The organism is Novilysobacter longmucuonensis, assembly GCF_046600735.1.
Taxonomy (GTDB): domain Bacteria; phylum Pseudomonadota; class Gammaproteobacteria; order Xanthomonadales; family Xanthomonadaceae; genus Novilysobacter_A; species Novilysobacter_A longmucuonensis.
Genome location: NZ_JBJMAW010000013.1, coordinates 1 through 19,279, shown reverse-complemented (window position 1 = coordinate 19,279; position 19,279 = coordinate 1). Strand labels below are relative to the sequence as shown.

Annotated in this window: 23 protein-coding genes; 10 read left to right on the top strand and 13 right to left on the bottom strand. The window is 63.4% G+C overall.

Annotation, left to right across the window (positions count from 1 at the left end; genetic code table 11):
* Positions 1-116: 116 nt before the first annotated feature.
* Positions 117-3,848 (top strand): hypothetical protein, encoded by a 3,732-nt coding sequence (locus ACJQWM_RS11550; protein ID WP_332703497.1) that lies wholly within the window; start codon positions 117-119, stop codon positions 3,846-3,848.
* A gap of 132 nt (positions 3,849-3,980) precedes the next feature.
* Here the strand turns inward: ACJQWM_RS11550 and ACJQWM_RS11545 are convergent, their stop codons facing one another.
* Both ACJQWM_RS11545 and ACJQWM_RS11540 read right to left on the bottom strand, forming a co-directional pair.
* Positions 3,981-4,997: a hypothetical protein gene (locus ACJQWM_RS11545; protein ID WP_332703499.1), complete on the bottom strand. Its 1,017-nt coding sequence runs from the start codon at positions 4,995-4,997 to the stop codon at positions 3,981-3,983.
* Positions 4,998-5,037: 40 nt separating this feature from the next.
* The gene (locus ACJQWM_RS11540) at positions 5,038-5,418 is read right to left on the bottom strand and encodes a hypothetical protein (protein WP_411306846.1); all 381 of its coding nucleotides are present in this window, start codon (positions 5,416-5,418) and stop codon (positions 5,038-5,040) included.
* A 79-nt stretch (positions 5,419-5,497) separates the two neighbouring features.
* Here ACJQWM_RS11540 and ACJQWM_RS11535 point away from each other — a divergent pair, with 79 nt between their 5' ends.
* Both ACJQWM_RS11535 and ACJQWM_RS11530 read left to right on the top strand, forming a co-directional pair.
* Positions 5,498-5,767 (top strand): hypothetical protein, encoded by a 270-nt coding sequence (locus ACJQWM_RS11535; RefSeq protein ID WP_411306845.1) that lies wholly within the window; start codon positions 5,498-5,500, stop codon positions 5,765-5,767.
* A gap of 103 nt (positions 5,768-5,870) precedes the next feature.
* The gene (locus ACJQWM_RS11530) at positions 5,871-6,875 is read left to right on the top strand and encodes a YiiX/YebB-like N1pC/P60 family cysteine hydrolase (protein WP_332703505.1); all 1,005 of its coding nucleotides are present in this window, start codon (positions 5,871-5,873) and stop codon (positions 6,873-6,875) included.
* Between the two features lie 4 nt (positions 6,876-6,879).
* Here ACJQWM_RS11530 and ACJQWM_RS11525 read toward each other — a convergent pair whose 3' ends face one another.
* The gene (locus tag ACJQWM_RS11525) at positions 6,880-7,554 is read right to left on the bottom strand and encodes a helix-turn-helix domain-containing protein (protein WP_332703507.1); all 675 of its coding nucleotides are present in this window, start codon (positions 7,552-7,554) and stop codon (positions 6,880-6,882) included.
* A gap of 90 nt (positions 7,555-7,644) precedes the next feature.
* On the bottom strand, positions 7,645-8,682 hold the full coding sequence (locus ACJQWM_RS11520) for a site-specific integrase (RefSeq protein WP_332703509.1): 1,038 nt from the start codon (positions 8,680-8,682) through the stop codon (positions 7,645-7,647).
* A gap of 151 nt (positions 8,683-8,833) precedes the next feature.
* On the opposite strand from ACJQWM_RS11520, the gene ACJQWM_RS11515 reads away from it, so the two are divergent.
* The 6 genes from ACJQWM_RS11515 to ACJQWM_RS11490 all read left to right on the top strand — a co-directional run bounded on the left by ACJQWM_RS11515 (position 8,834) and on the right by ACJQWM_RS11490 (position 12,306).
* Positions 8,834-9,769 carry a DNA-binding protein gene (locus ACJQWM_RS11515; protein ID WP_332703511.1) on the top strand — a complete coding sequence of 312 codons (936 nt, stop codon included), beginning with the start codon at positions 8,834-8,836 and terminating at the stop codon, positions 9,767-9,769.
* 97 nt (positions 9,770-9,866) lie between these two features.
* On the top strand, positions 9,867-10,352 hold the full coding sequence (locus ACJQWM_RS11510; RefSeq protein WP_332703513.1) for an NIF family HAD-type phosphatase: 486 nt from the start codon (positions 9,867-9,869) through the stop codon (positions 10,350-10,352).
* 42 nt (positions 10,353-10,394) lie between these two features.
* Positions 10,395-10,724 (top strand): BPSL0761 family protein, encoded by a 330-nt coding sequence (locus ACJQWM_RS11505; RefSeq protein ID WP_411306844.1) that lies wholly within the window; start codon positions 10,395-10,397, stop codon positions 10,722-10,724.
* Complete coding sequence (locus ACJQWM_RS11500) at positions 10,721-11,212, top strand: hypothetical protein (protein ID WP_332703515.1); 492 nt, start codon at positions 10,721-10,723, stop codon at positions 11,210-11,212. The genes ACJQWM_RS11505 and ACJQWM_RS11500 overlap by 4 nt, the downstream gene beginning before the upstream one ends.
* Before the next feature lie 418 nt (positions 11,213-11,630).
* Positions 11,631-11,894, top strand: a complete 264-nt coding sequence (locus ACJQWM_RS11495; RefSeq protein ID WP_332703517.1) for a hypothetical protein — start codon at positions 11,631-11,633, stop codon at positions 11,892-11,894.
* A gap of 40 nt (positions 11,895-11,934) precedes the next feature.
* Positions 11,935-12,306, top strand: coding sequence for a hypothetical protein (locus ACJQWM_RS11490; protein ID WP_332703519.1), 372 nt, complete (start codon positions 11,935-11,937; stop codon positions 12,304-12,306).
* Between the two features lie 153 nt (positions 12,307-12,459).
* Here ACJQWM_RS11490 and ACJQWM_RS11485 read toward each other — a convergent pair whose 3' ends face one another.
* The 9 genes from ACJQWM_RS11485 to ACJQWM_RS11445 form a co-directional block, all read right to left on the bottom strand.
* Positions 12,460-13,143, bottom strand: a complete 684-nt coding sequence (locus ACJQWM_RS11485) for a TraX family protein (protein WP_332703521.1) — start codon at positions 13,141-13,143, stop codon at positions 12,460-12,462.
* Complete coding sequence (locus ACJQWM_RS11480; RefSeq protein ID WP_332703523.1) at positions 13,140-14,240, bottom strand: zonular occludens toxin domain-containing protein; 1,101 nt, start codon at positions 14,238-14,240, stop codon at positions 13,140-13,142. Before ACJQWM_RS11480 ends, ACJQWM_RS11485 begins: the two co-directional genes overlap by 4 nt.
* Positions 14,237-14,518, bottom strand: coding sequence for a DUF2523 family protein (locus ACJQWM_RS11475; RefSeq protein ID WP_330970138.1), 282 nt, complete (start codon positions 14,516-14,518; stop codon positions 14,237-14,239). Before ACJQWM_RS11475 ends, ACJQWM_RS11480 begins: the two co-directional genes overlap by 4 nt.
* A gap of 3 nt (positions 14,519-14,521) precedes the next feature.
* Complete coding sequence (locus tag ACJQWM_RS11470) at positions 14,522-16,045, bottom strand: hypothetical protein (protein ID WP_332703526.1); 1,524 nt, start codon at positions 16,043-16,045, stop codon at positions 14,522-14,524.
* 122 nt (positions 16,046-16,167) lie between these two features.
* The gene (locus tag ACJQWM_RS11465) at positions 16,168-16,428 is read right to left on the bottom strand and encodes a major capsid protein (protein WP_332703528.1); all 261 of its coding nucleotides are present in this window, start codon (positions 16,426-16,428) and stop codon (positions 16,168-16,170) included.
* Between the two features lie 50 nt (positions 16,429-16,478).
* Positions 16,479-16,682, bottom strand: coding sequence for a hypothetical protein (locus tag ACJQWM_RS11460; RefSeq protein WP_332703530.1), 204 nt, complete (start codon positions 16,680-16,682; stop codon positions 16,479-16,481).
* Positions 16,683-16,685: 3 nt separating this feature from the next.
* Positions 16,686-16,994 carry a single-stranded DNA-binding protein gene (locus tag ACJQWM_RS11455; protein ID WP_411306843.1) on the bottom strand — a complete coding sequence of 103 codons (309 nt, stop codon included), beginning with the start codon at positions 16,992-16,994 and terminating at the stop codon, positions 16,686-16,688.
* A complete protein-coding gene (locus tag ACJQWM_RS11450; protein WP_332703534.1) occupies positions 16,979-17,809 on the bottom strand; it encodes a rolling circle replication-associated protein in 831 nt (276 codons plus the stop codon). The genes ACJQWM_RS11455 and ACJQWM_RS11450 overlap by 16 nt, the downstream gene beginning before the upstream one ends.
* A gap of 178 nt (positions 17,810-17,987) precedes the next feature.
* The gene (locus ACJQWM_RS11445; RefSeq protein WP_332703536.1) at positions 17,988-18,149 is read right to left on the bottom strand and encodes a hypothetical protein; all 162 of its coding nucleotides are present in this window, start codon (positions 18,147-18,149) and stop codon (positions 17,988-17,990) included.
* 170 nt (positions 18,150-18,319) lie between these two features.
* Here ACJQWM_RS11445 and ACJQWM_RS11440 point away from each other — a divergent pair, with 170 nt between their 5' ends.
* Positions 18,320-18,757: a DUF3693 domain-containing protein gene (locus ACJQWM_RS11440; RefSeq protein ID WP_332703538.1), complete on the top strand. Its 438-nt coding sequence runs from the start codon at positions 18,320-18,322 to the stop codon at positions 18,755-18,757.
* Positions 18,758-19,279: the final 522 nt, after the last annotated feature.

The window sequence follows — 19,279 nt, the reverse complement described above, 5'->3', positions numbered from 1 at the left end:
AGCCGATACACGGGCGGATGTGAGAAATTTACGGTCGCGCTGTGGGCTTGGGGTGATTGCTTCGGCGAGCCGCATCGACGACAGTTTCGACTGACCGAATCCGGACAACGGCGTTCATGTCCAAGCGCAAGCCCAAGAAGCGTCATCGACGCACGTTTCAGGCACCAAAGCGCCCGCTAAGCGACATGGAGAAGGCACTGAATCGCAGCATTGAGGCCGTTCGCGCTCACCTGATCACGGTGAGCGCGATCGACGCATACCTCGCGCTGCTCATCGCCGAATTGTGGCTGCCCAACCTGTCGGCGCAGACCCGTCAGGCCTTGGCGCTGTCTGTCTTCGTCTCCGTAAAGGCACCCGTCTTCGGCGATCGCCGCCTGGCTACGTATGCGCAATTCAGCGACTTCATCAGGCGCTTGCACGAGCTGTTGCCCACATTTCCCATGACGGACGACTACGTGCCCGAGTTAGACTGGGGGCAGGTGCGCGCCGTTTTTGAAGGCAAGAGCTATCGCCTGATGTACGGCGGCGCCTTCGAGCGAATGCCGGATTTCATCGACGCCTTTCGCCTGGCAAGAGCCGGAGGCGCAGCGGGGCGCGACGACATGCGTGCGGTGCTTGCGCTGCACGATCATCTGCTGGATAACATTTCGCAATCGGATGAGGTCAGCGGCCTCGATTCGGGCCACCTCGAAGTGCCGCCAGAAGAGTTCTGGGCGCAGGCTCGACAGGTCTTGCAAGCGATTCCAGACATGACGGCCGGGTTGGCCGTAAGTCCTGCGCTGATCGCTCGCCCCGGTGCCATCCCGTCGCTGGACGCTGCTACGTTCACGACCAAGTTCATGACGGGCAAGCTGCTGCCCTTCGCCTGGCTCGAGTTGGACGGCAAACGCTTCCCGCTCAGCCCGCGATGTCTGTGCGCCGTGGTGATCCAGCACTGGGAAGAGCGCGACGCCCGGTCCAGCGGACAGTTGGAGCGAGACACATCGACGCAAACCGCCCGCTTCCTCGAAGTGCGCTTTCGACCGGCGGACATCATCCCTGGCCCATTGCGCGTGTCGCTTCGCCACCCGAAGCTGGCCGATCTGCAGGTCGGCGCGTTGCTCAGCACGCGAAACGCGCTGTGGGTGGTGGTCCTGGTGGATGTCCGGCGCACGAAAGAGTTGCTTGCGGCCGAGCAGCGGCTTCGCGCCTTGATCGAGGAAGATGGCGGCTTGGTGGCGCAGAACCTGGCCACTGGCCAGATCCTGCACATGCCGCTTCAGGGGCGCTCGCCAGATGCGGTGCGCGTGCTCGCGGTCATCGTCGCGCCCATCGCTGGCGGGGCTTCCGTCGCGCTCCCGCATGCGTCCAACATCAAGACTTTGTTCCTCGTGGACTTGGTGTCGATCGTGGAGTCGGTCGAGCGATCGCAAGATTTTGACGACTACTTCGCCTTTGTCGATGCCAATGAGGAGTCTGCCTCGCCGTTCACCGGTCCGATGGACCACTTCGCCGCGTATCGACAGTCGCACGGCGTGCTCATCGGCGGCGCGATCCGTCCAACCATGATCATGCTCGACCCGCACGGCGGGTCCAATTTTCGGTTTGAAGCACTTCGAGAATTCTGGGCCTCGGCGCCGCGCCAGTTTCCTGACGACGACCCCACCACGTGGTCGGTGAAACCCACCGACAAGACCTTGCATAAGCTGACCCATCGCGGCCGCCCGTGGCTGTCGTGGTGCGCCGATGGGGTGGGGCCCACCTTTCATTTCTTGCTCGATGTCGACGCCCAGGACCTGGAGGTTCGGCACGGCCGTTTGCTGGAGTTGTTCATCCATTGCGTGGCGGACGCGTGGAATGAGCGGGCTGAGTTGTTTCCTGCCTACCTGTTCGCGCACCAGCGAATCGTGACCCATTGCCGCGCCAGCCTGGAACGCCTGCCCGCGGAAAGCGGCGGCGAGACGTCGACCGAGCCGCTGCTAACTTCGTGGAAGATCCGCGAACGCAAAGCCGATTCGCTGGTCCTGGAAGTCGAAGTCGACCTGGCTCAGGTCGCCTTAGACCTGGAAGATGCCTCCGATGCCCGGTTCGAGGCCTTCTGCGCCGGCGAGTGGCTCCGCGGCGCGTGCGCACTGTTGGGAATTTCACTCGATGAGCAGGTGCTGCGCGCGTTGGCGGCCACGGCGGACCGAACGCCGCGCTTCACCCTTTCGCACCGGGAGCGAAAGGTGGACGTGCCTGATCACGCCCATCCGATCTCGGCTGACCTTGAGCACTTCAAGCTGGCTCGGCGCGGTCTAGCAATGGAGTTTCGTGCCGAGGGCATCGCACCCGGTCGCTACGAACTCAAGCCGGCCAAGGCGGTAATCGACAAGATTCGAGATCGCTATCGGTCGTTGGTGCACGAACACTTCCGCCAGCTTGATCGGCAAGCCCTCGTTCGCCTTGCGGTCGAGCAGTTCGATCATTTGGTGGCCAAGTACGACCGCGAGAGCACGCGGCTTCGCATGAGCCTTACGCACGAAGTCGAGTTCGATCGCACCGAGGAGCAGGCCAAGGCGTACGAGGAGTTCATTCGGGCGACGCGGAACGTGCGCTACCTGCTGGAGCTCGGGTATAGCCGCGGCATATCGGGGGGCAGAGTGCCCACGGTGGAGGAGTGGCAAAGATTGCTTGCCCAAGTGGATTGGCTGCTGGTCCTATATGGGGCGAGCGACACCCTGCATAACGAACTGGAAGTCGGCGGCGTCGACGTGGACAGCGAGTTCATCCCCGAAGTCTTCTACGAAGGCGACGATGACCAGGCCTACCAGCACGAAGCCGCGAACGAGCTACTGGAGCGCGACGATGACGAAGACCGCGTCGCGTCGATGGACGAGGCGCAACGGCAACGGCTCAATACGGCCTTCGTGAACAGTGTCGGTTTTTCCCTGGCCACCCTGTTGCCCGTGTTGGCGGTTCTGGGTCGGTGGGTGAGTGCCAAGGAAGGGGCGGTGCCGCTGGCGTGGTCGTACGAAGGGTCAAAGGCGGACGTGCTGGCCACGCTCGTCGCGCACGTACCACTGCCCATGCCGCCGGCTGAAGTAGAGGCAGCCTTGGACTTTCTGACCTTGGACGCGAGCAGGGTATGCGTGCTGGCCGGTCGCGAGTTCGAGGAAGGTGATGTGCCCATCTGGGAGCACCGCAAGCGCGTGCACCGCTACGGCATTCGTCCGGTGCTGCGCATTGGGCAGGACAGACTGTTGTGGGGTGCGGCGGCGGCGCATCGCGCCTTCGGTATCTGGAATGGCACGTTTTCGGACGGCTACCCACCGGCCGACTTTGGGTATCCCCAGATCGAAGAGGTCGCCGCCTCGATCAAGAAGCACATTGAAGATGATTTGGAAGTGCGCGCCGTGGAGGTGTTTGGCCGGCATCTGACGTACTTCGAGCACGGCGTCGATTTCCACCGGCGGTTCCCGCAAGAAGGCTTCGAGGATGTCGGCGATTTCGACGTGTTGGCCTACCGTCCGGAGGACAACCGGTGGTTCATGGTCGAGTGCAAGTACAACAAGCCGGCGTTCTGCATCAAGGACATGCGGCGTCTTCGCGAAGAGGTCTTCGGGAAGACGCTGACGACGGGCCAGTTAGTGAAGATCGCACGTCGACACGCGTTCCTGGAGACCCATGCGGCGCGACTGCTCGAGCTATTGAAGTGGCCCGCCGGGCCCTCCGTCGAGCAGCGGATCGAGGACTTGTACGTGTGCCCGCGCATCTTCCCGTTCATGCGCCGCGTGCCGCGTCCGGTGCTGACGCAGTTCGTTCGGCTGGGCAAGCTCGACGCACTGGTACGCAGTCGCTTGGATGGTGGAGCGGATCCCGGTGAGTAGGGTCGGCGCGGGACCGTGCGTCGGATAAGGCGGGGGAGGACGCTCACGCGGCGCCGATCAGCGCCGCCAATTCGTCGGAACGGGCCAGCGCATCGTGCAATGCATCCAGATCAAAATCGTTACGCGCCTGGCTCACGGGTTGACCACCGGTCCTACCATCCGCATCAACAGGAAATCGTTGGGACAGCGTTCTTCGAGATCACGGTCCGCCCGCACGATGATGCGACCCAAGCGTTCGTTGTCGAAGACGTCAGATGGCAGCGGTCGCTCCGCGTACGGGTTATGGAACACGTACAATCCGTCGAGCAGGTGTTCGATGTAGTCGGCTTTCACCGCCCTGCGCACTTCAGGCATCAGCCCCGTGCCTTCCGAGGGGTGGATCGTAGTGAATTCGATGTTGCGCTCAGGCGCATCGGCCAAGGCGCGCACCTTGCCCCAGGTCGCCAGTGGCCCGTACACCACAGCCGACACATCTTTGTACGCGTCGTCCGAGAACATTCCGACGGGTACGTCTACCGTGTCGTTTTTGGATACGACCTCGAGCTCGTGCGTGACGACGTTCTCCGCCTGGGAAGCGATGGTCGTGACCTCGTCGAAGTAGATGCCGTACAACGTGGCCATGATCGGGCGATTGGCCGCGAAGTGCGCTTGCGGACGGTCAAACGGAGCGATCGCGATCACGTAGGGTCGGTCGCGAACATGGACCAGCTTGGCGTAGTGCTGGCGATACTTGCGCACCTTGCTGGTGAAACTGTTGCACAGCCGCAAGATCGCTTGACGGTTGAACTCGCCAAAGTCGTCGGGAATTTCCGGCTTACCGACCCCGTGGGCTGGCGTGCCCCCTTGAGGCGGCGAGGCGATGGTCGCTTCCATCACGAACGGCATGGGCGCGGTGATGACGAAGTCGGGCGCATGGAACGAATAGTCCAGGTTCATGCCCAAGTCCTGGAGCACCGCGTGCAGGTACAGCTCCCAGAAGCTCGATTCGAAGCTCGTTTGGAACTCCTTGACGAACTTCCCGTCCCGGTCGACGAAGCCCGCAGCCCAACCCTGGATAACTTCACGTTCCGGTCCAAGGCTCGGGTGCATCAGGACCTGAAAGATATCGTGCTGTTTGTCAGTCGGAACCACGGGTTGGAACAGATCCATCGCGCGCTCGGCAAGATTTTGAGGGTAGGGCGGCGCCGGCTCAGGCCGTGGGAATTCCGGTAGTGTTCCATAGCTTCCGGATGCCGTCGTCGAAGGTCAGGTACTGGAAGCAGGTCCGGTCGCGGTCGCGTAGGCCTTTCATGCCCGCGGTCTTGGCCAGCACCTCTGCATTGGGAGGTAGCAGCGAGCGACGGAACGCTGGCTCGTGGTAGAGCAGGCCCGCGTGGTCGCGATGCATCAGGTCAACCGCCGAGGCGCTGAGCACGGCGCCGTAGGCGTCGGCCAGGGTTTGCAAGCGTGCGGCGCAGTTGAGCGGATAGCCCACGAAGTCGATCGCGTTGAGCTCGGCCAGGAACGTTTCCGGCTGCAGCAGCACCGCCTCTCCAGAGGCGATCCCGATGCCGTACCCCCAATGGCACATCGGTCATCTCTTTCTGACTGAAATACCAGTACTTCTTGTGCAGGGTGAACGCGGCATCGAGAGCGCGGGCTAGACATGTGTGCAGCGACACCTCGTCCGACTCCTCCCATACCAGCACGAAGCCATCGCCCAGGAACTTGTGGAAGTCGTGGTGGTGGTCGTTGCAGATCTGCAGCACCTGCTCGAACTGCGCTCGCATCAGCGCCTCGACCTGGTTGATGTCCACCCGCTCGCACCAGTCGGAGAAGCCGCGCAGGTCGCAGAACAGGGCGACGACGTTGACGCTCCGGCCGGCGACGGCGCTGCGGCCTTCGGTGAGCGTGGGGTGGAGGTTCTTGACGTACATTGATCGGACCTGGGTGGACGGGACGGCGCGATATTCAAGGCCGCGTGCCGACTACCTGCCCACACCCTCCAAAGAGCAGTATGAATTCTATCAGCCGCGCTGACTCATGAAACGCATCGACTTTTCCAAACTTCGCAAAGGCGACATTCTGCTGACGACGTCCACCCACCCCCAAAGCAAGGCGATCCGGACATTTACCAAGAGCGACATCTCTCACGCGATGCTCTACGTCGCCAACGGATCGGTAATGGATTCGACGGGCGAAGGCGTGCACGCGCGTAATCTCCAACGGCAGATCTACGACGACGACTGTGTCATCTACGCCTACCGCGCGGAGGCGACGATTGACCCGAAGACGATGAATCAAATCGTTGATTACGTTCGCTCGGAGACTGGCGCACCCTACGCGACCCTCGATGCCATGCGCTCTCCGCTCAAACCGGAGAGAAAAGGCAGCGCGGCGCAGTTCTGTTCCCGCCTTGTCGCGCGCGCGTATGCCAATGCAGGCTGTCCCCTGACGGACAATCCGGACTACACGACGCCCGCCGACCTCCAACGCTCGGAGCGGCTCGAGAGCGTCCCTGACGTCGTACTACACGTCACCGCGGAGGAGAAGGCCGAATTCGAGGCGGGCGACAGCGTCAAGGGCATGCGGGAGGTCACGAACGACCTACTGGAGCGGGTGCGGGCGATCTCGCCTGCGATTCGGGTGTTGAATGACATTTACCCCTTCCTGCTAGCCAACCCTTCCTTCGATGCCGCGATCGCCGAGGCCCATCGTGCCTCTGGATTTTTGGATTACTGGAAAGTGGAAATGGCACGCCATCCGTATCGCTATGATTCGGTGGAAATGGTGCGCTTCTATCAGTCCACGGAGCAGAAGGACGAACTGCTGGAGTACTGTCGCACCACTCTCGAGGACGATGCGGCCAATGCGTTCGCGCATTGGCAAGTGAACTTGGGCGCTTGTGCAGCGCTGCTGGAAATGAAGCCGCTCGAGACCTTCCGGCTCAATCGCGATCTGTACGCGACCCTTTGCTTCAACCACGAGCGCCGAGTCAAGACCGCGCACATGCTTGTCTCGGTGTACGGGGATCGGGCAGGCACGTGAGCACTTAGCCGATGCGCGCCGCCTTAGGGGTCGCGATCTGGGTCGGCTCGTGGCCGAGGCGGAATGCCACGACGTACAGGACGGTGGCGTTCATCGGCGCGCCCGAGCCCATCTGGACGGCGACCTTGCGCTGGCCGTGGCACAGTGACACGCCCAACACCCGCAGCGCGTCGATGTGCTGCTGCAGCTCGTCGTAGATGTCGAGCTTGTCGGTTTCCGAGTACAGGTCGTGGCAGTCGCGGTACTCACGGTAGTAGTCGATCAGCGCAGCAAACTCGGCCGCGGCCTCGCGCGGCAGCTCAAAGGCCGGCTCGGACAGGTCCATCTCGCACGAGGTGATCAGGCTGGCCAGCTGACGGCCCGTGGTCAGCGGCGCCACCGCCAGGGTGATGTGGTCGCGCTCGAACTGCGCTTGCGCCGCCTGCAGTTCCTCGGCCGTGGGCAGCGAGAAGGGCTTGTTGAGCGCGTCGATGTCGTTGAGATCGAAGGCGCGGGCCATGGCGCGACGGGTGTCGAAGCTGGCCGAGTCGCCCTGTTCGACCCGCTGGACGGTGCGCACGTTCAGGCCCGCGATCTCGGCCAGTTGCTCCTGCGACCAGTGGCGCAGCTCGCGGAACTGGCGGATGCAGGCGCCGACTTCGGCCGGGGTAAGCAGGCGGGACGGGGTCGCGGTGGTCATGGGGCATCACTCCGGTGGGGTAGGGACTCCAGACTAGGAAGGCGCCGGACCCGGCAACACGACAGCACCCCGACAGGCGCCCGACACGGGTCAATTATCCAGTAGCCGGGACGCCGGGTTGTTCGGCGCATTGCCGGCTTGGAAATACCCCACGACGCTCGACACCGCCCGGTGCTCGGTCAGTTGCATGATCGCCGGCAGCGACACGCCCTGACGGCTCGCCTCGGTGACAAACCCCGACCTCAGGCTGTGTCCGCCAAAATCCCCTTCCAATCCCGCCTGCTGCGCGCGACGCTGCACGATTTCGCCAACTGCGGCCGGGGAGAGGGCGGGGCCGATGCGGCGCTTCCATAGCCGTCGGAAAATCGCCCCCTCGGTAAACCCGGACGCCTCGAGCCAGTCTTCCAGCGCAAGTGCGGCCCGATCGAGCACGGGTTTGTCTGGCGCCGAATTCGTTGTCACGCCCGCCTGCTGTGTCTTGCTGTGCTCGAGCCGATAGATGTAACCCTTGTCGCCGATCCGACGCAGATCCCGCATGTCTGCAGCAGCAATTTCGCTGCGCCGGCGGCCTCCACTAGCAAAGCCAAAGCAGAGCAGGGCACGGTCGCGTAGGCCCACGAGGCTGTCATCGCAGGTCGCCAACATGGCCTCGAGTTCGGCCAGGGTGATAGCAGTTTTCTTTCGAGGGCGAACACCACGTTTGACCGCGGCCCGGGCCGCCCGGCTGAGCACGGTACCGACGGCGGGTTGCTCGCAGGGATTCGGGACTTGCTTGAGCCGGTGCGCGGTCGACAGGACTGCGACCCGGTGGCGGACCGTCGCCAGGGTCCACGGTCCGAGTTTGGCCTTGATCCCGGCGGCCACCAGCGTCTGGTCGACATCTGCCGGCAGCTCCCAGGTCAACGCGCCGTCGGCCGATTTGCGCTGTACGTGGTCCACCACGAACTGCAGCACGACGGCCTCGGGTACTGGCAGCGTCAGCTCGAGCCCGTAGCGGGCCGTAAACCAGCCGGCCCAGTAGCGCAATGCGGTGGCGTAGCTACGTGTGGTGTTCTCGGCAGCCGCTTCGGCCAGCAGCTCCCGGACCGCATCGGCGGCCTGCCGGGCCAGCTGATCGGGCAAGACCATGCCCGAAGCAGGTTGCGCGAGGGTCGGAATTGCGTAAGTATCTTGCATAATATGTAGTGAATACTATGAAACTGGCTATGTACCCGCGATAATCATCACTTATCGCGAGTACGTGATCAGCAGAGTAGGGCGGTTCAGAGGGAGGCGCAACATGGCGCGAGGTATCACACAAGACGACGTTGACCGGGCGGCGAATGCACTGCTGCTCGCCGGTGAGCGGCCGACAATCGAACGGGTGCGACAGTTCCTTGGTACCGGCTCGCCAAATACGGTGACTCGGCTGCTCGAAAATTGGTGGCAGGGTCTGGGGACACGGTTGCAAGTCCGGCAACAGAAGGTGGAGCTGCCGGACGCGCCTCCGGCCGTCGCGGAACTGGCCTCGCAATTGTGGGAACAGGCATTGGCCGCGGCCACGACGACGGCTCAGGAGGCAGTCCAGGTCCAGCACCAAGAGGTGGATGCGGAGCGCGCGAGTCTCGCCCAAGAGGCGGCGGTCCTACGCCAACAAACCGAGGAAGCGCGTGAACTCGCGACGCAGGCCCAAACTTCCCGGGCGGAAGCCGCGGTGCGCTTGCAGGACATGCAGCACCTGATCGAACAGCAAACTGCACAGGTCGCCGACCTGACGCGGCAACGCGATGAGGCCGCACGGCGCGCCGAGCAGGCGCTGAACGAAACATCGGCCTGGCGCCAGCGGCTGGATGCCGCGCAGGCCCAGGCACGGACCGAGTTTGAGGCGCAGTCCGACCATCTGCGCGCGGTGGAAGAGCGTGCCTACGGCGAAGTCGACCGGCTGCGCCAGCAGCTTAAGACGCTCGATGCCAAGTCCCGTACGGATGCCGACCGCCACGGCCGACGCGTGGCAACATTGGAGAGCGAGCGTGCTGGTGTCCAACGGGACCTGGCCGAAGCGACGCGACAGCTGGCCGCTGAACGCGCCCGGCGCGAAGTCCTGGAGCAACAGCTCGCCGAGCTTCAGCAGACGCTAAAGGCCACGCTGCGAGCGAAAAAAACACCGGGCGAAAGTAAGCACGTGGCCAAGCAGCCCGCGGCCGCTGGCAAGCCGCGAAGGCCGCGTACGCGATAGATCGCCTCATCCAGCCGAGGGTCCCGAAGTTATACTCAGTGGGCGGAAAGAGCCGCTGGACCTTAGGGCAGCAGGCCGCTGTCAACGGGAGCGCATAGTGAGTAACACAGCCGGAGCGAGGGGCGAGGTAGCGCTGCCCGTTCTGGCGCTGGACCTGGAAGGCACCCTGATATCGAACGCGGTCAGCCAGATACCGCGCCCGGGGCTGTTCCAGTTTCTGGTCGCCTGCCGCGAGCTGTTCCCACGGATCGTGATGTTCACCACGGTGCGAGAACCGCAGTTTCGGTGCATTGCCGACGGCCTGGTGCAAGAGCGGGCCGCTCCACCATGGTTTGCTCATTTGGAGTACATCGTATGGACCGGGGCTACGAAGGATCTGCGCGTGATCTCCGCTTTGCAGTGGCCATTCGTAGCTCTCGTGGACGACTGTCAGGCGTATGTGCATCCGGGACAGGAGGGCCATTGGGTGCCGATTGAGCAGTTCTGTTCGCCATACCGCGATTCGGACATCGAGCTGTCCGCCACCTTGAAGCGCCTGGAGTCTCACCTTGCGCGATGGGGAACGCTCAAGCTCTCGAACTAGTGAGAGCGACACACAAGGGCGCCCCAGTGGAGAGGAGTCACGATGACCATGCCGGATGAACGAACCCGCGCCCTGGTGTGGGCGGGCGGATTCTTGATCGAGATCGCACGGGACAAGTCCCTGCCGGTTGCCCTACGTCGCCGGGCTATCTCAATCGCCAAACACTTCCCGACCATTGAACAGGTCGGAGCCATGCCTGCGGCCACGTCTCCAATGCGAATCGGCCCCGGGCTGGTGGATCCAAATGCCCATCCCGAATGGGCCAAAGAGTGTCTGCATGGCCCGCTCAGCTACCAGACTCGGTTTGGGTGGCCTGAGGAGCCGTCACGCATCGACAGTGAGGCATCCACTCGGGGGAGCACTGGGTCGTGAGTCTCGAGGTCGACAGTCTCATCCAGCAGGTCATCGACAAGTTTGTCCATCGCCTGTTCCCAGCTTTCGTTGAACCTGGTTTCGTTGCTTGTCCGGACAAACATTTGCCGGCGCTCCTGGACGCGATGACCCAAGCCGTGTCTGCCCGTGGGGTTGACATGGAACTGATCGACCTACGCCCCGAACCTGCGGAACGGCTCAATGGGGTCACCGAGCGCCTATGCGAATCCAACCGGCAATCGCCAAATTCCGCGTTACCACCGCGCCTCATGGTGCTGGTGGGATTCGATTTGCTCGAAGGCCATGACCACGAGGAGCCGACATATCCGTTCCGCTCGGAATTTCAGTTCGACGAGCAGCACCTCTGGCTCTTCGTGGGCCACGACCGGAGCCGGCTTGGAAGGCTCTTTCATAGCCATAAGCTTCCGCTCTACATGGCGGCCCGGGATCTCACTCCTGAGCCGTGGCGCAGAAGTGCGGCACGTTGAAGGTCATCCCGCAGCGAATGTGCAGAGTCCGGGCCCACTTGAGTGCGCTGAGCACCGACGACAAGCCTACCGCGCCATTTGGCGATGGCCAGCGCGTGAGTTGCCCCAGAAGCAGTGCGTCCAACACCGGGGCAAATAGAAGTCGTCAGTCAACACCAAATGCGGAAATCCTGGTGCAGCGACCCACAAGACGCGGCTTAAATCGGATATCTGGATGTAGCGTTGCTATCGACGCGGGAATTGCCGTGTGAGCCTTTCAAATTTGCTTCGGAGGGCTTCCATGCGGTGTGCCACCCAAACGCGGAGCAAAGCCAAGGACAAGCACTTCGCATAATGCCTATTATGTAAAGTGGCTACGGTGGATCCACGCCGCCCTGACCAATCGTATCGGAAGCTGGCACGCCGGCACGGTGACCGCATGAGCACGCTCCTGGACTTTGACGACGACTGGTACGGCTGGAAGCTGCGCGGCCGTGAGCTGGTCTCCCCCGACCGCCAGCGCATCAGCCGCACCCGGCTGGAAGGTCTGCTGTGGCGCGATGCAATGGAACTCCGACTGGCCGGCTATGCGTCCAGGCGAAAAGCCGAGGCTGCGAAAGTAGCGGCCGGCCGGCGCCAGCTGGTGAAAGTCGTCGTGGTCGAGCTGGGCGAATACCGCCGGCATGGAGTCGGCGCGGCTTAGCGTCCGGTATCCTCTCGCCATTGCGGACGGGAGGACGGCCATGGAACAGCACCAAGGGCTACGGAAGGAACCGCGCTGGCCATCGTGGATCAGCTTGGCGCTCGGCTTTGCCGGCGTGCTTGTGACCATTGCGGGCATCCTCGAATGGAACCGCAATCGACCCGACTCCGAGCAGATGAAGGCGCAGCCAGCAGAGCAATCGCCTGTGCCACGTGTCGATAACGCCGAACGGCTACAGCGGGTGGCGCTCATCGAAGCGGAACGGCGTAGCCAACTGGCCGAGATAGAACGCCGACGCGAGGCCGCCATGCAGCGATCGACGGGACCGCGAGAGCCGCAACGGTTCCGGTGCATCAACGGGGACCTGATCGAGAAGCGGGGCCGCGAGTGGATACAGCACGGAAAGTGCTAGGCGAGAACACCCACAAGCACCGCCAATAAGCGGGTTTGCAGGGAGTGGCCGCGCATCGCATGCAGGCTCCTCGGAGCATGACCGCCGACCCCGGCCGGACCCACGTCAGCGCGAGTGAAGCGGTCTGCGCGCATTGACCAACGCGGCAATGCCCTACCCCATCAGCGCGGATAAGATCGCGATCGCGAGCAGGTGGAGCGGATACGCGAGCCAGAACGCCCAGCGCAAGCGCAGTAGGGTCGGTGACCACACCACCGCAGCCGCCGCGACGGGCAGCGCGAGCAGCGCCCAGCCGTTGAGGTTGACCGCGCACAGCCCAACCAGCGCCACGGCGACCAATACGAGCGTGCGACCGGTAGGCCGCTGGAAATGCCATGTCGCAGCGATCACCAAGGCAACACCCGGCCACCAGTATTCGACCAACGCGCCGCCGATCACGAACACGGCCGCCGCGAGTTCGTCGCGGCCTCGCGTGGACAAATCGAGCACGCCCACGGCGACCGCGAACGTCAACAGGATGTTGAGCGGCCACCAGCCATAAAGGTCCGCGAACAGGTACGCGTGAGCGGGTAACGCGAGCGCGCCGAACACCAGCAGGCGGCGCATCGTGCGGCCGTAGTCGGCCCCCGGTCGCGCGAGGTTGTAGGCGAGGACACCGGCAAAAAGCGGCATTGCAACGCGGCCAACGATATCGGCGAGCGTGCCGAGCTCGCGGCCGAAGAAAGCCGAGTTCACATGGTCTACCAGCATCGCCAGCAGCGCGAACCACTTGATCGCCTCGACGCTGCCACTAGTAAGCGCGATGCGACCCGGAACGGCAAGCGCTGCAACGCTCACTTGGCGAGCGCTCCATACCCGGTGACTTGCGGGGCGTCCAATGTCCATCCGCCGGAAGACGCCCCTGCGCGTCGCGTGGTGCTGGGCGGGCGCATGCCGGCATTGCCTACGCTGTCCGCAGCTTCCGGGCGCTTGAACGGGTCATAGACCGGGCCATAGCGGGCCACCCTGCGCGCCTCGCCGGGACCGAGGTCATACACGGTGCCTTGCTCGGTCAAGCATGTGACGCTGGCGTCTTTCCACCCATCGGCGGCCATGCCGTCGCGCGAGGACATGCACACGATGCGCGGCTCTGCAACCACCGGCCGCTCATCGTATGCCGGGGCGCTCTGCGGCATCGTTGCGAAGCGCGGCACAAAGCGCTTGGCGTAGTCGGTGGCGGTCATGGGCGCGGCGTCTGTCGGTGCCGGTGCCGGTTCAGCGAGACCCAGCCCCTTCGGGGCTCGGGCCTCGCCTGTTACGGCAGCAGACCCGGACGAAGGCCAGAACGCATAGGCCAGACCGAGAACGACAAGGCAGGTTCCCCCGCACAAAACAAGGATGCGAAATGGGAGCCGGAATTTTTTGGTGTGAACTTCGGCGGACTTGTAGAACGGATAAAGATGGCGCGGATGGGTCCAGAGCTGTAGCTCGGCGTCGGTCAGCGAGTGCGGCGTTACGTCCTCACGCACGCTGCGGAAGCGGTAGACATTGGACGTGCGGCCGGCGAGGACTTCGACAAGGTGATGATGCTGGGCTAACCCGCGCAGGTGCTTATCGAGGTACGTCGGTTGTTGCGTGGTCAGCACCATACAGACGCCGGAATGGCGGATGCGCTCCATGTCAGTAATTGACTTCGGCGCAGCGACCGAGCCCGGTCGCGTGCGGAAATGGTCCTGCGCTTCGTCCACCAGCAACACCGCTCGCGGCGGGAGGTCTTTCCACGCGTGCGGGTCCTCCCATACCTGCACCCCGGGCAGCGACATGCCATTGATGCCGCACTGGAAGACCGGGCGGCCTTCGGCGACGGCCCGTTCCGCGACCTGCATCATGTAAAGGGTTTTGCCGGCGCCGGGAAGGCCCGTCAATACGATGATGCCGGAGAGGTCGAAACTCATGCCACCGGCTTCCGACGCAGGCGCACGGCGCTCAATGCGGCCGCTGCCGCGTACGCGCTTAACACGATGGAAATGCACTCATCGACCTTCAGAAATGAGAACCAATCCAACGCGAGCTGACCGGCGCTCCCCATCTGCGCCTTGATGTCGTTTAACGCGGGCTCGATGACGAACTCTTGCGCGACGATGTGCAGCCCGAACGCGGCCAGCGCCGACGCTATCCAGAAGCCGATTTGGCTACCGATGAATCCAGTTATTGCTACCCATATCGCAGGCATGATTTACCCTCCCGATGCCGCGCGGCCAACGATGAATGCAGCGGCAGCGAGCGCCGCCGTTAGAAAGAGGTTCGCAAGCAATCCCCCCTGCTCGCAGGGCGTTTCGCTAAGGTCGAAGGTCTGGCCACTGATGGTGAACACAGGGAGGCCGGGGCATGACCCGCCACCGAGCCAACCGGCTTGGTCCACCTGCGCCCACCCGGCCCCACCGTCGTCGGTTCCAAGTCCCGGTTCGCCCTGCCCTTCGCCAGTGCCGCCCTCAAGGTCATCCGCGATGCCGTTGCAGTCGGCGTCACCCGCGCCGCAACTGCCCTGCCCTTCGCCGTCGCCTTCACCGCTACCGGCGAGCTTTTCCAGATGGCACGTTGTGCGCCACTGCTGTAGCAGGCTGGCGTATTCCATGGCATCGCAGTTTTCCCCGGTGCAGACCGGCGCGGAGTCGCACGCGCCACCGCTGATGTTGCGGTTCTTGCGGGTGTTGCAGTCGATACGCCATTGGATGCGCGCCTGACCGCACATGATCGGGTCGCCGCTGCACGATGGCGGCGCGTCGCACTGGTCGCCGCCGCTGAAGGACTTGTTCGCCGGGTCATCCGGGTCGGGCTCGCCGTCGCCGTCCGCGTCTTTCTTGCAGGTGCCGTCCGCGCCGCGCGCTTCACCGGCCGAGCATTGGCCGTCACCGGGTAGGCAGCTTCCGTCCGGGCTCTTGACCTGGCCGGCGGGGCACTCGTTTTTCTCGGGTTTGCAGAGGCCGTTAGCGTCCTCCACCATGCCGGTTGGACAGGTGTTGGGCTTCGTGCATACGCCTTCTTTGGCGGTCTGGCCTTCCTCGCAATCGGGCGGCTCGGTGGGCGCGCAGACGTTGAGTGCGCTGTGCCAATACGAGTCGCCGCCGCAAAGGTTTTTTTCTTCTTCGTTGTCTATGCAGGTTGCGCCAGTCGGGTAGGCGGTGCTGGTGCCGTCGCCGTTGTAGTAGTAGGCGATTTGACACTGATTCGCGCATTGCGTGGAGCCGTTGGGCGGGGTGAACGTCGAGGTGGATGGCGCAAGCTCATCGCACGTCGGCGGCGGTGCGGCGCAGGTTCCGTTAGGTTGCGGCTCGGTGCCTTCGGGGCACGCTTCCGCGAACTGAAAGCCGACAGCGAACAGCCGGTTTTCGCCCGCCCAGCTATCGGCGTGGAATTCATCGCACGACGTGCCGGACCACCGGGTGCCGGTGGTGACGTAGTAAACAGATATCTCCTTTGCGACCCGGTCGACTACGCAGTTTGGCCCGGTCGCCTCCAAGCGGCCGCCGTGGCTCGATAGGTGAACCGTGACTGCGGTGCCGTCGAGCGCCGAACACGCCGCGAACGATTCGCCTTCCGTCGCATAGGTCGCCTTAGCCGCTTCTCGGATTGCCTCCTGTGTCAAGAAGCCACATGCCGTTTGAGCGCGAGCGTTGCCGATGCCAAGCAGTGAGAGCAGCGCCATGAGCGCAAGAATCGTCAGGTAGCCGAGGACGCGCCGCGTCAGGTAGTCGCGCATGCGCATCAGCCGAGCGCCTTGATCAAGACGCAGCACCCGAGCAAGACAATCCATCCTTCCATCACCTGTCCCCTACTCCACCGCAGAAAAAAGGGCGGCCCACATGGACCGCCCGAGTTGACTCACTTCGCGCGACGCAGCCACTTGGCGGCGGCGATCATGAAGATCATCAGAGTGACCGCGCCCGCGATCGCGACGCCCTTGGTCTGCACATCGGCGATGGCCGCGTCAATCGCGGCGGTGTCGATGCCGGTGGTGGCGGTTTCGGCCATCGCGGCACCCGACACGGCGAGCGCGGTTGCGCCCAACAGCGCCTTGCTGCCGAGGTTGCGAACGGTGTCGGCGGCCTGACGGACGCGGCTTTCGTTGTTGTTGCGGTTCATTGGTTTTTCCTCTGGAGTGATGCCCGCAAACCGGCGGGCGCGGATCGGGCCTAGATGCGGTCCCGGATTGCTTCGCGAAGCAGGACGACGACGCGGACGACGACGTACAGCGTCACGAGTTGCCAGCCGACATAGAGCCCCTCCTCCGCCGTCATCGTCGGGATGATCGTGGGCGGGTCGATGTACGCATGCGCCGAACAGGTGCCGGTGGGCTCATCCCATTCGACGCACGCGTAAACCTTCAGGGCGCTCATGGGCTAGGCGACTTTCGATGCAGTGGCGGACGGGAGCGGGATCAGCTTCACGTTCCGCCCGACCTTGAGCGCTTGGAAATCGCCCACGTCGAGGCTCGATGGGTCGAGCAGATAGCGACCCGGCGGGTATGGCTGATCGCCCTCCCCCAGCGTCAGCTTGAACGGCTTGGGGAAGTCGTCGCCGGTTTCGATGGCGGCGCTCTGTTCGTTGAAATACAACGTCGGCTTGCCGTTGCGCTCGATCTTCTTGATCGTGGCCGATTGCGTCTTGATGACGATGCAGTTTTGAGGATTCATTAGGCAGGTTTCCATGCGATTAGCCGGCCGTCCGACTGGAAGATGACCCGCCAGGGGGACGGCCAGAATTCCCCGGTGAGCTTGTCGAAGTAACCCCCGACGCATTTGCGGATATCCGCGAACGCGCCCAATGCCTCGCGGGCATCGAGCGGCGATTTCCACCAGCGCAACTCGCGCTTGGATTCGGTGTTGAGTCCGCCCACGGCGTGGGTGCGGAAGCCCCTCGGCATGTGATGCGCGGTCAGGGGGCAGAACTTGCTGGCGTATTTGGCGATATAGCCAACGGCGTATTTCGCCCACTCGATGCGAGTGCTTCCGTGGGGCCACCACCCGCGCTGGTCTGCCTTTGGGATTCGGATGCCTTTTGGCAGCCAGAACAAAAGGTGATAGTGCGGTCGCAGTCGCTTTGTGAGCTCCATGACCCAGACGTAACGGAAGCGCGGACCACCTTTCCCGTACTTGGCTCGGCTAGCTCGATTGAAATGGCCCCGGACATGATCAAGTAGTCGTGCAATGTCCTTAGGGCATTGATCAACGTCGTCTCGATATGTCGTGGTGAGCATCGCGGCCCGGACGCGGAAGCCTTGCGCTTGCGCTTCTTGCTCATGGAGTCTTGCTCCGGTTATGACGCTCTTGCGTAGCTTCTTGGCTCGCGTGGCGTTGCGGTCGATTTCGATTCGGACAACAGCGTCCGTACGACTTGTTGTAGAAGAGACAAGCCCAGCGCTCGCTGCGCTCGCGCCGCCGATTTCCTTGCGCTTCGGCAGGCGAAACGAAGCCATCGTGAGCAGCGTTGAACGCGTTTCGATGGCAGCGGCGCAGGCGGTCATGCGCCTAGCTCCTGCGCACACGCGTCCGCGATGGCGAACCACTCGCGGGCTTCAACGCGTGCTGTGCAGAACAAGTCTTGCTGGTCCCCGTCGAGGTGGCGCGATGCGCGAGCACTTGCGAGTTCGAACTGTTCCCATGCCGCGTCGAACGCGGCTTCGATTACGTGGACGGGCGCGCTCACCGGTGATCACCCGACCGAATATGCCGCGCTAGTTCGGCGGCTTGGCGCTCGTGCTGACTGCGGAGATGGGCAAGCGCTTCGGCGGTGCGAAGCGACGCGATGAAAACCAAGGCTCCGAGCGCGAACAGCAGCGCGAGCAACATCCAGTCAGCGATCATTCCCCACTCCCCAGCGGTCGCCGGGGACTTCGGCGGCGGGGGAAGGCCTCAACTGAAGGAGAGCCGGTCACCGCCGGGGCCTGTCCCCGGCGGGTCGGCCCTGTGTTCGCCTGTAGCGAACACGAGGCGATGTAATCTGACGGAGAACAGAATGTCAACCGAGGGTGAACATGGGCACGCAAGCGAAGATACTTGACAAAGTGCGGGAAACCTGCTCTCTCCCGTCGGACAACGCTTTGAGCCTGAAGATCGGAATCACTCGCGCAGCTGTCAGCGAATGGCGAGCAGGTAAAAAGGCGATGCCGGATGAGCGCATTGCGCAGCTTTGCGCTATGGCGAAACTAGACGGTGGGGCTTGGCTCGCGGCTATCCACGCGGAGCGCGCCACGGACTCGAAAGAGCGGGCGCTGTGGGAGTCAGTGTTGGACAGGCTGGGCCCGGCCGCCGCGGCGGTCGGGCTGGCGTTTGGACTGGCCCTGATCGCCGCCGCTCCGAATCGCTCTGAAGCTGCTACGACGGGCTTTTCGGCGTCCGATGCCTATTATGTCAATTGCGGCAGTGGTCGTGGTCATCCTCGTGACGGCCCCGAGACTACGCTGGCACGGTGACACTGCTTCGAACTGATTTTGGTCGGTTCCGCGAACTGAAGCTGGTCGCCCTTAGGCGCTAGTGCCCGACTGCCAAATTCGCTTCGACCAGCGTGTCGCTGCCTCGACGCATGAGGATGGATAGGTAAATTTGTGAGCTTAGCGCGGGTAACTTTCTTAGAGCGGACCGCGAGCACGCGCTCTTTCGGGTGCCTTACAAACTTACGCAATCCGGGAGTGGTCAATCCACAGTTCGCGACCGCGCCATCGCGTATACGCGCTGTCGCGCTGGACGTGGTCTGCCTGCCGGCCTGCGTGTGCCAGACGCTTGAACGATCGGCCACCCAAGACGCTGAACTTCAAGACGCCGATCGAGCGATATCGACAAGCTCTTGCACTGACCAGTTGAAACCGCTGCCATGAGCGGACATTCGTAGTCCCGCCCCGACGTCCCCCCGCCTTCAGTAGCGGGGCTATCTAGAGTCCGGGGTTCATCGTAGTGGTATCGGCTGCCAGCTGCTCGGCGTAGGCGCTCGGGGTCAG

What these genes read in the sequence shown, in the direction of transcription:
- ACJQWM_RS11550 (WP_332703497.1), top strand. Translation starts at nt 117, where the DNA reads ATGTCCAAGCGCAAGCCCAAGAAGCGTCATCGACGCACGTTTCAGGCA.
- ACJQWM_RS11545 (WP_332703499.1), bottom strand. Translation starts at nt 4,997, where the DNA reads ATGGATCTGTTCCAACCCGTGGTTCCGACTGACAAACAGCACGATATC.
- ACJQWM_RS11540 (WP_411306846.1), bottom strand. Translation starts at nt 5,418, where the DNA reads ATGTGCCATTGGGGGTACGGCATCGGGATCGCCTCTGGAGAGGCGGTG.
- ACJQWM_RS11530 (WP_332703505.1), top strand. Translation starts at nt 5,871, where the DNA reads ATGAAACGCATCGACTTTTCCAAACTTCGCAAAGGCGACATTCTGCTG.
- ACJQWM_RS11525 (WP_332703507.1), bottom strand. Translation starts at nt 7,554, where the DNA reads ATGACCACCGCGACCCCGTCCCGCCTGCTTACCCCGGCCGAAGTCGGC.
- ACJQWM_RS11520 (WP_332703509.1), bottom strand. Translation starts at nt 8,682, where the DNA reads ATGGTCTTGCCCGATCAGCTGGCCCGGCAGGCCGCCGATGCGGTCCGG.
- ACJQWM_RS11515 (WP_332703511.1), top strand. Translation starts at nt 8,834, where the DNA reads ATGGCGCGAGGTATCACACAAGACGACGTTGACCGGGCGGCGAATGCA.
- ACJQWM_RS11505 (WP_411306844.1), top strand. Translation starts at nt 10,395, where the DNA reads ATGACCATGCCGGATGAACGAACCCGCGCCCTGGTGTGGGCGGGCGGA.
- ACJQWM_RS11495 (WP_332703517.1), top strand. Translation starts at nt 11,631, where the DNA reads ATGAGCACGCTCCTGGACTTTGACGACGACTGGTACGGCTGGAAGCTG.
- ACJQWM_RS11490 (WP_332703519.1), top strand. Translation starts at nt 11,935, where the DNA reads ATGGAACAGCACCAAGGGCTACGGAAGGAACCGCGCTGGCCATCGTGG.
- ACJQWM_RS11480 (WP_332703523.1), bottom strand. Translation starts at nt 14,240, where the DNA reads ATGAGTTTCGACCTCTCCGGCATCATCGTATTGACGGGCCTTCCCGGC.
- ACJQWM_RS11475 (WP_330970138.1), bottom strand. Translation starts at nt 14,518, where the DNA reads ATGCCTGCGATATGGGTAGCAATAACTGGATTCATCGGTAGCCAAATC.
- ACJQWM_RS11470 (WP_332703526.1), bottom strand. Translation starts at nt 16,045, where the DNA reads ATGCGCGACTACCTGACGCGGCGCGTCCTCGGCTACCTGACGATTCTT.
- ACJQWM_RS11465 (WP_332703528.1), bottom strand. Translation starts at nt 16,428, where the DNA reads ATGAACCGCAACAACAACGAAAGCCGCGTCCGTCAGGCCGCCGACACC.
- ACJQWM_RS11460 (WP_332703530.1), bottom strand. Translation starts at nt 16,682, where the DNA reads ATGAGCGCCCTGAAGGTTTACGCGTGCGTCGAATGGGATGAGCCCACC.
- ACJQWM_RS11455 (WP_411306843.1), bottom strand. Translation starts at nt 16,994, where the DNA reads ATGGAAACCTGCCTAATGAATCCTCAAAACTGCATCGTCATCAAGACG.
- ACJQWM_RS11450 (WP_332703534.1), bottom strand. Translation starts at nt 17,809, where the DNA reads ATGACCGCCTGCGCCGCTGCCATCGAAACGCGTTCAACGCTGCTCACG.
- ACJQWM_RS11445 (WP_332703536.1), bottom strand. Translation starts at nt 18,149, where the DNA reads ATGATCGCTGACTGGATGTTGCTCGCGCTGCTGTTCGCGCTCGGAGCC.
- ACJQWM_RS11440 (WP_332703538.1), top strand. Translation starts at nt 18,320, where the DNA reads ATGGGCACGCAAGCGAAGATACTTGACAAAGTGCGGGAAACCTGCTCT.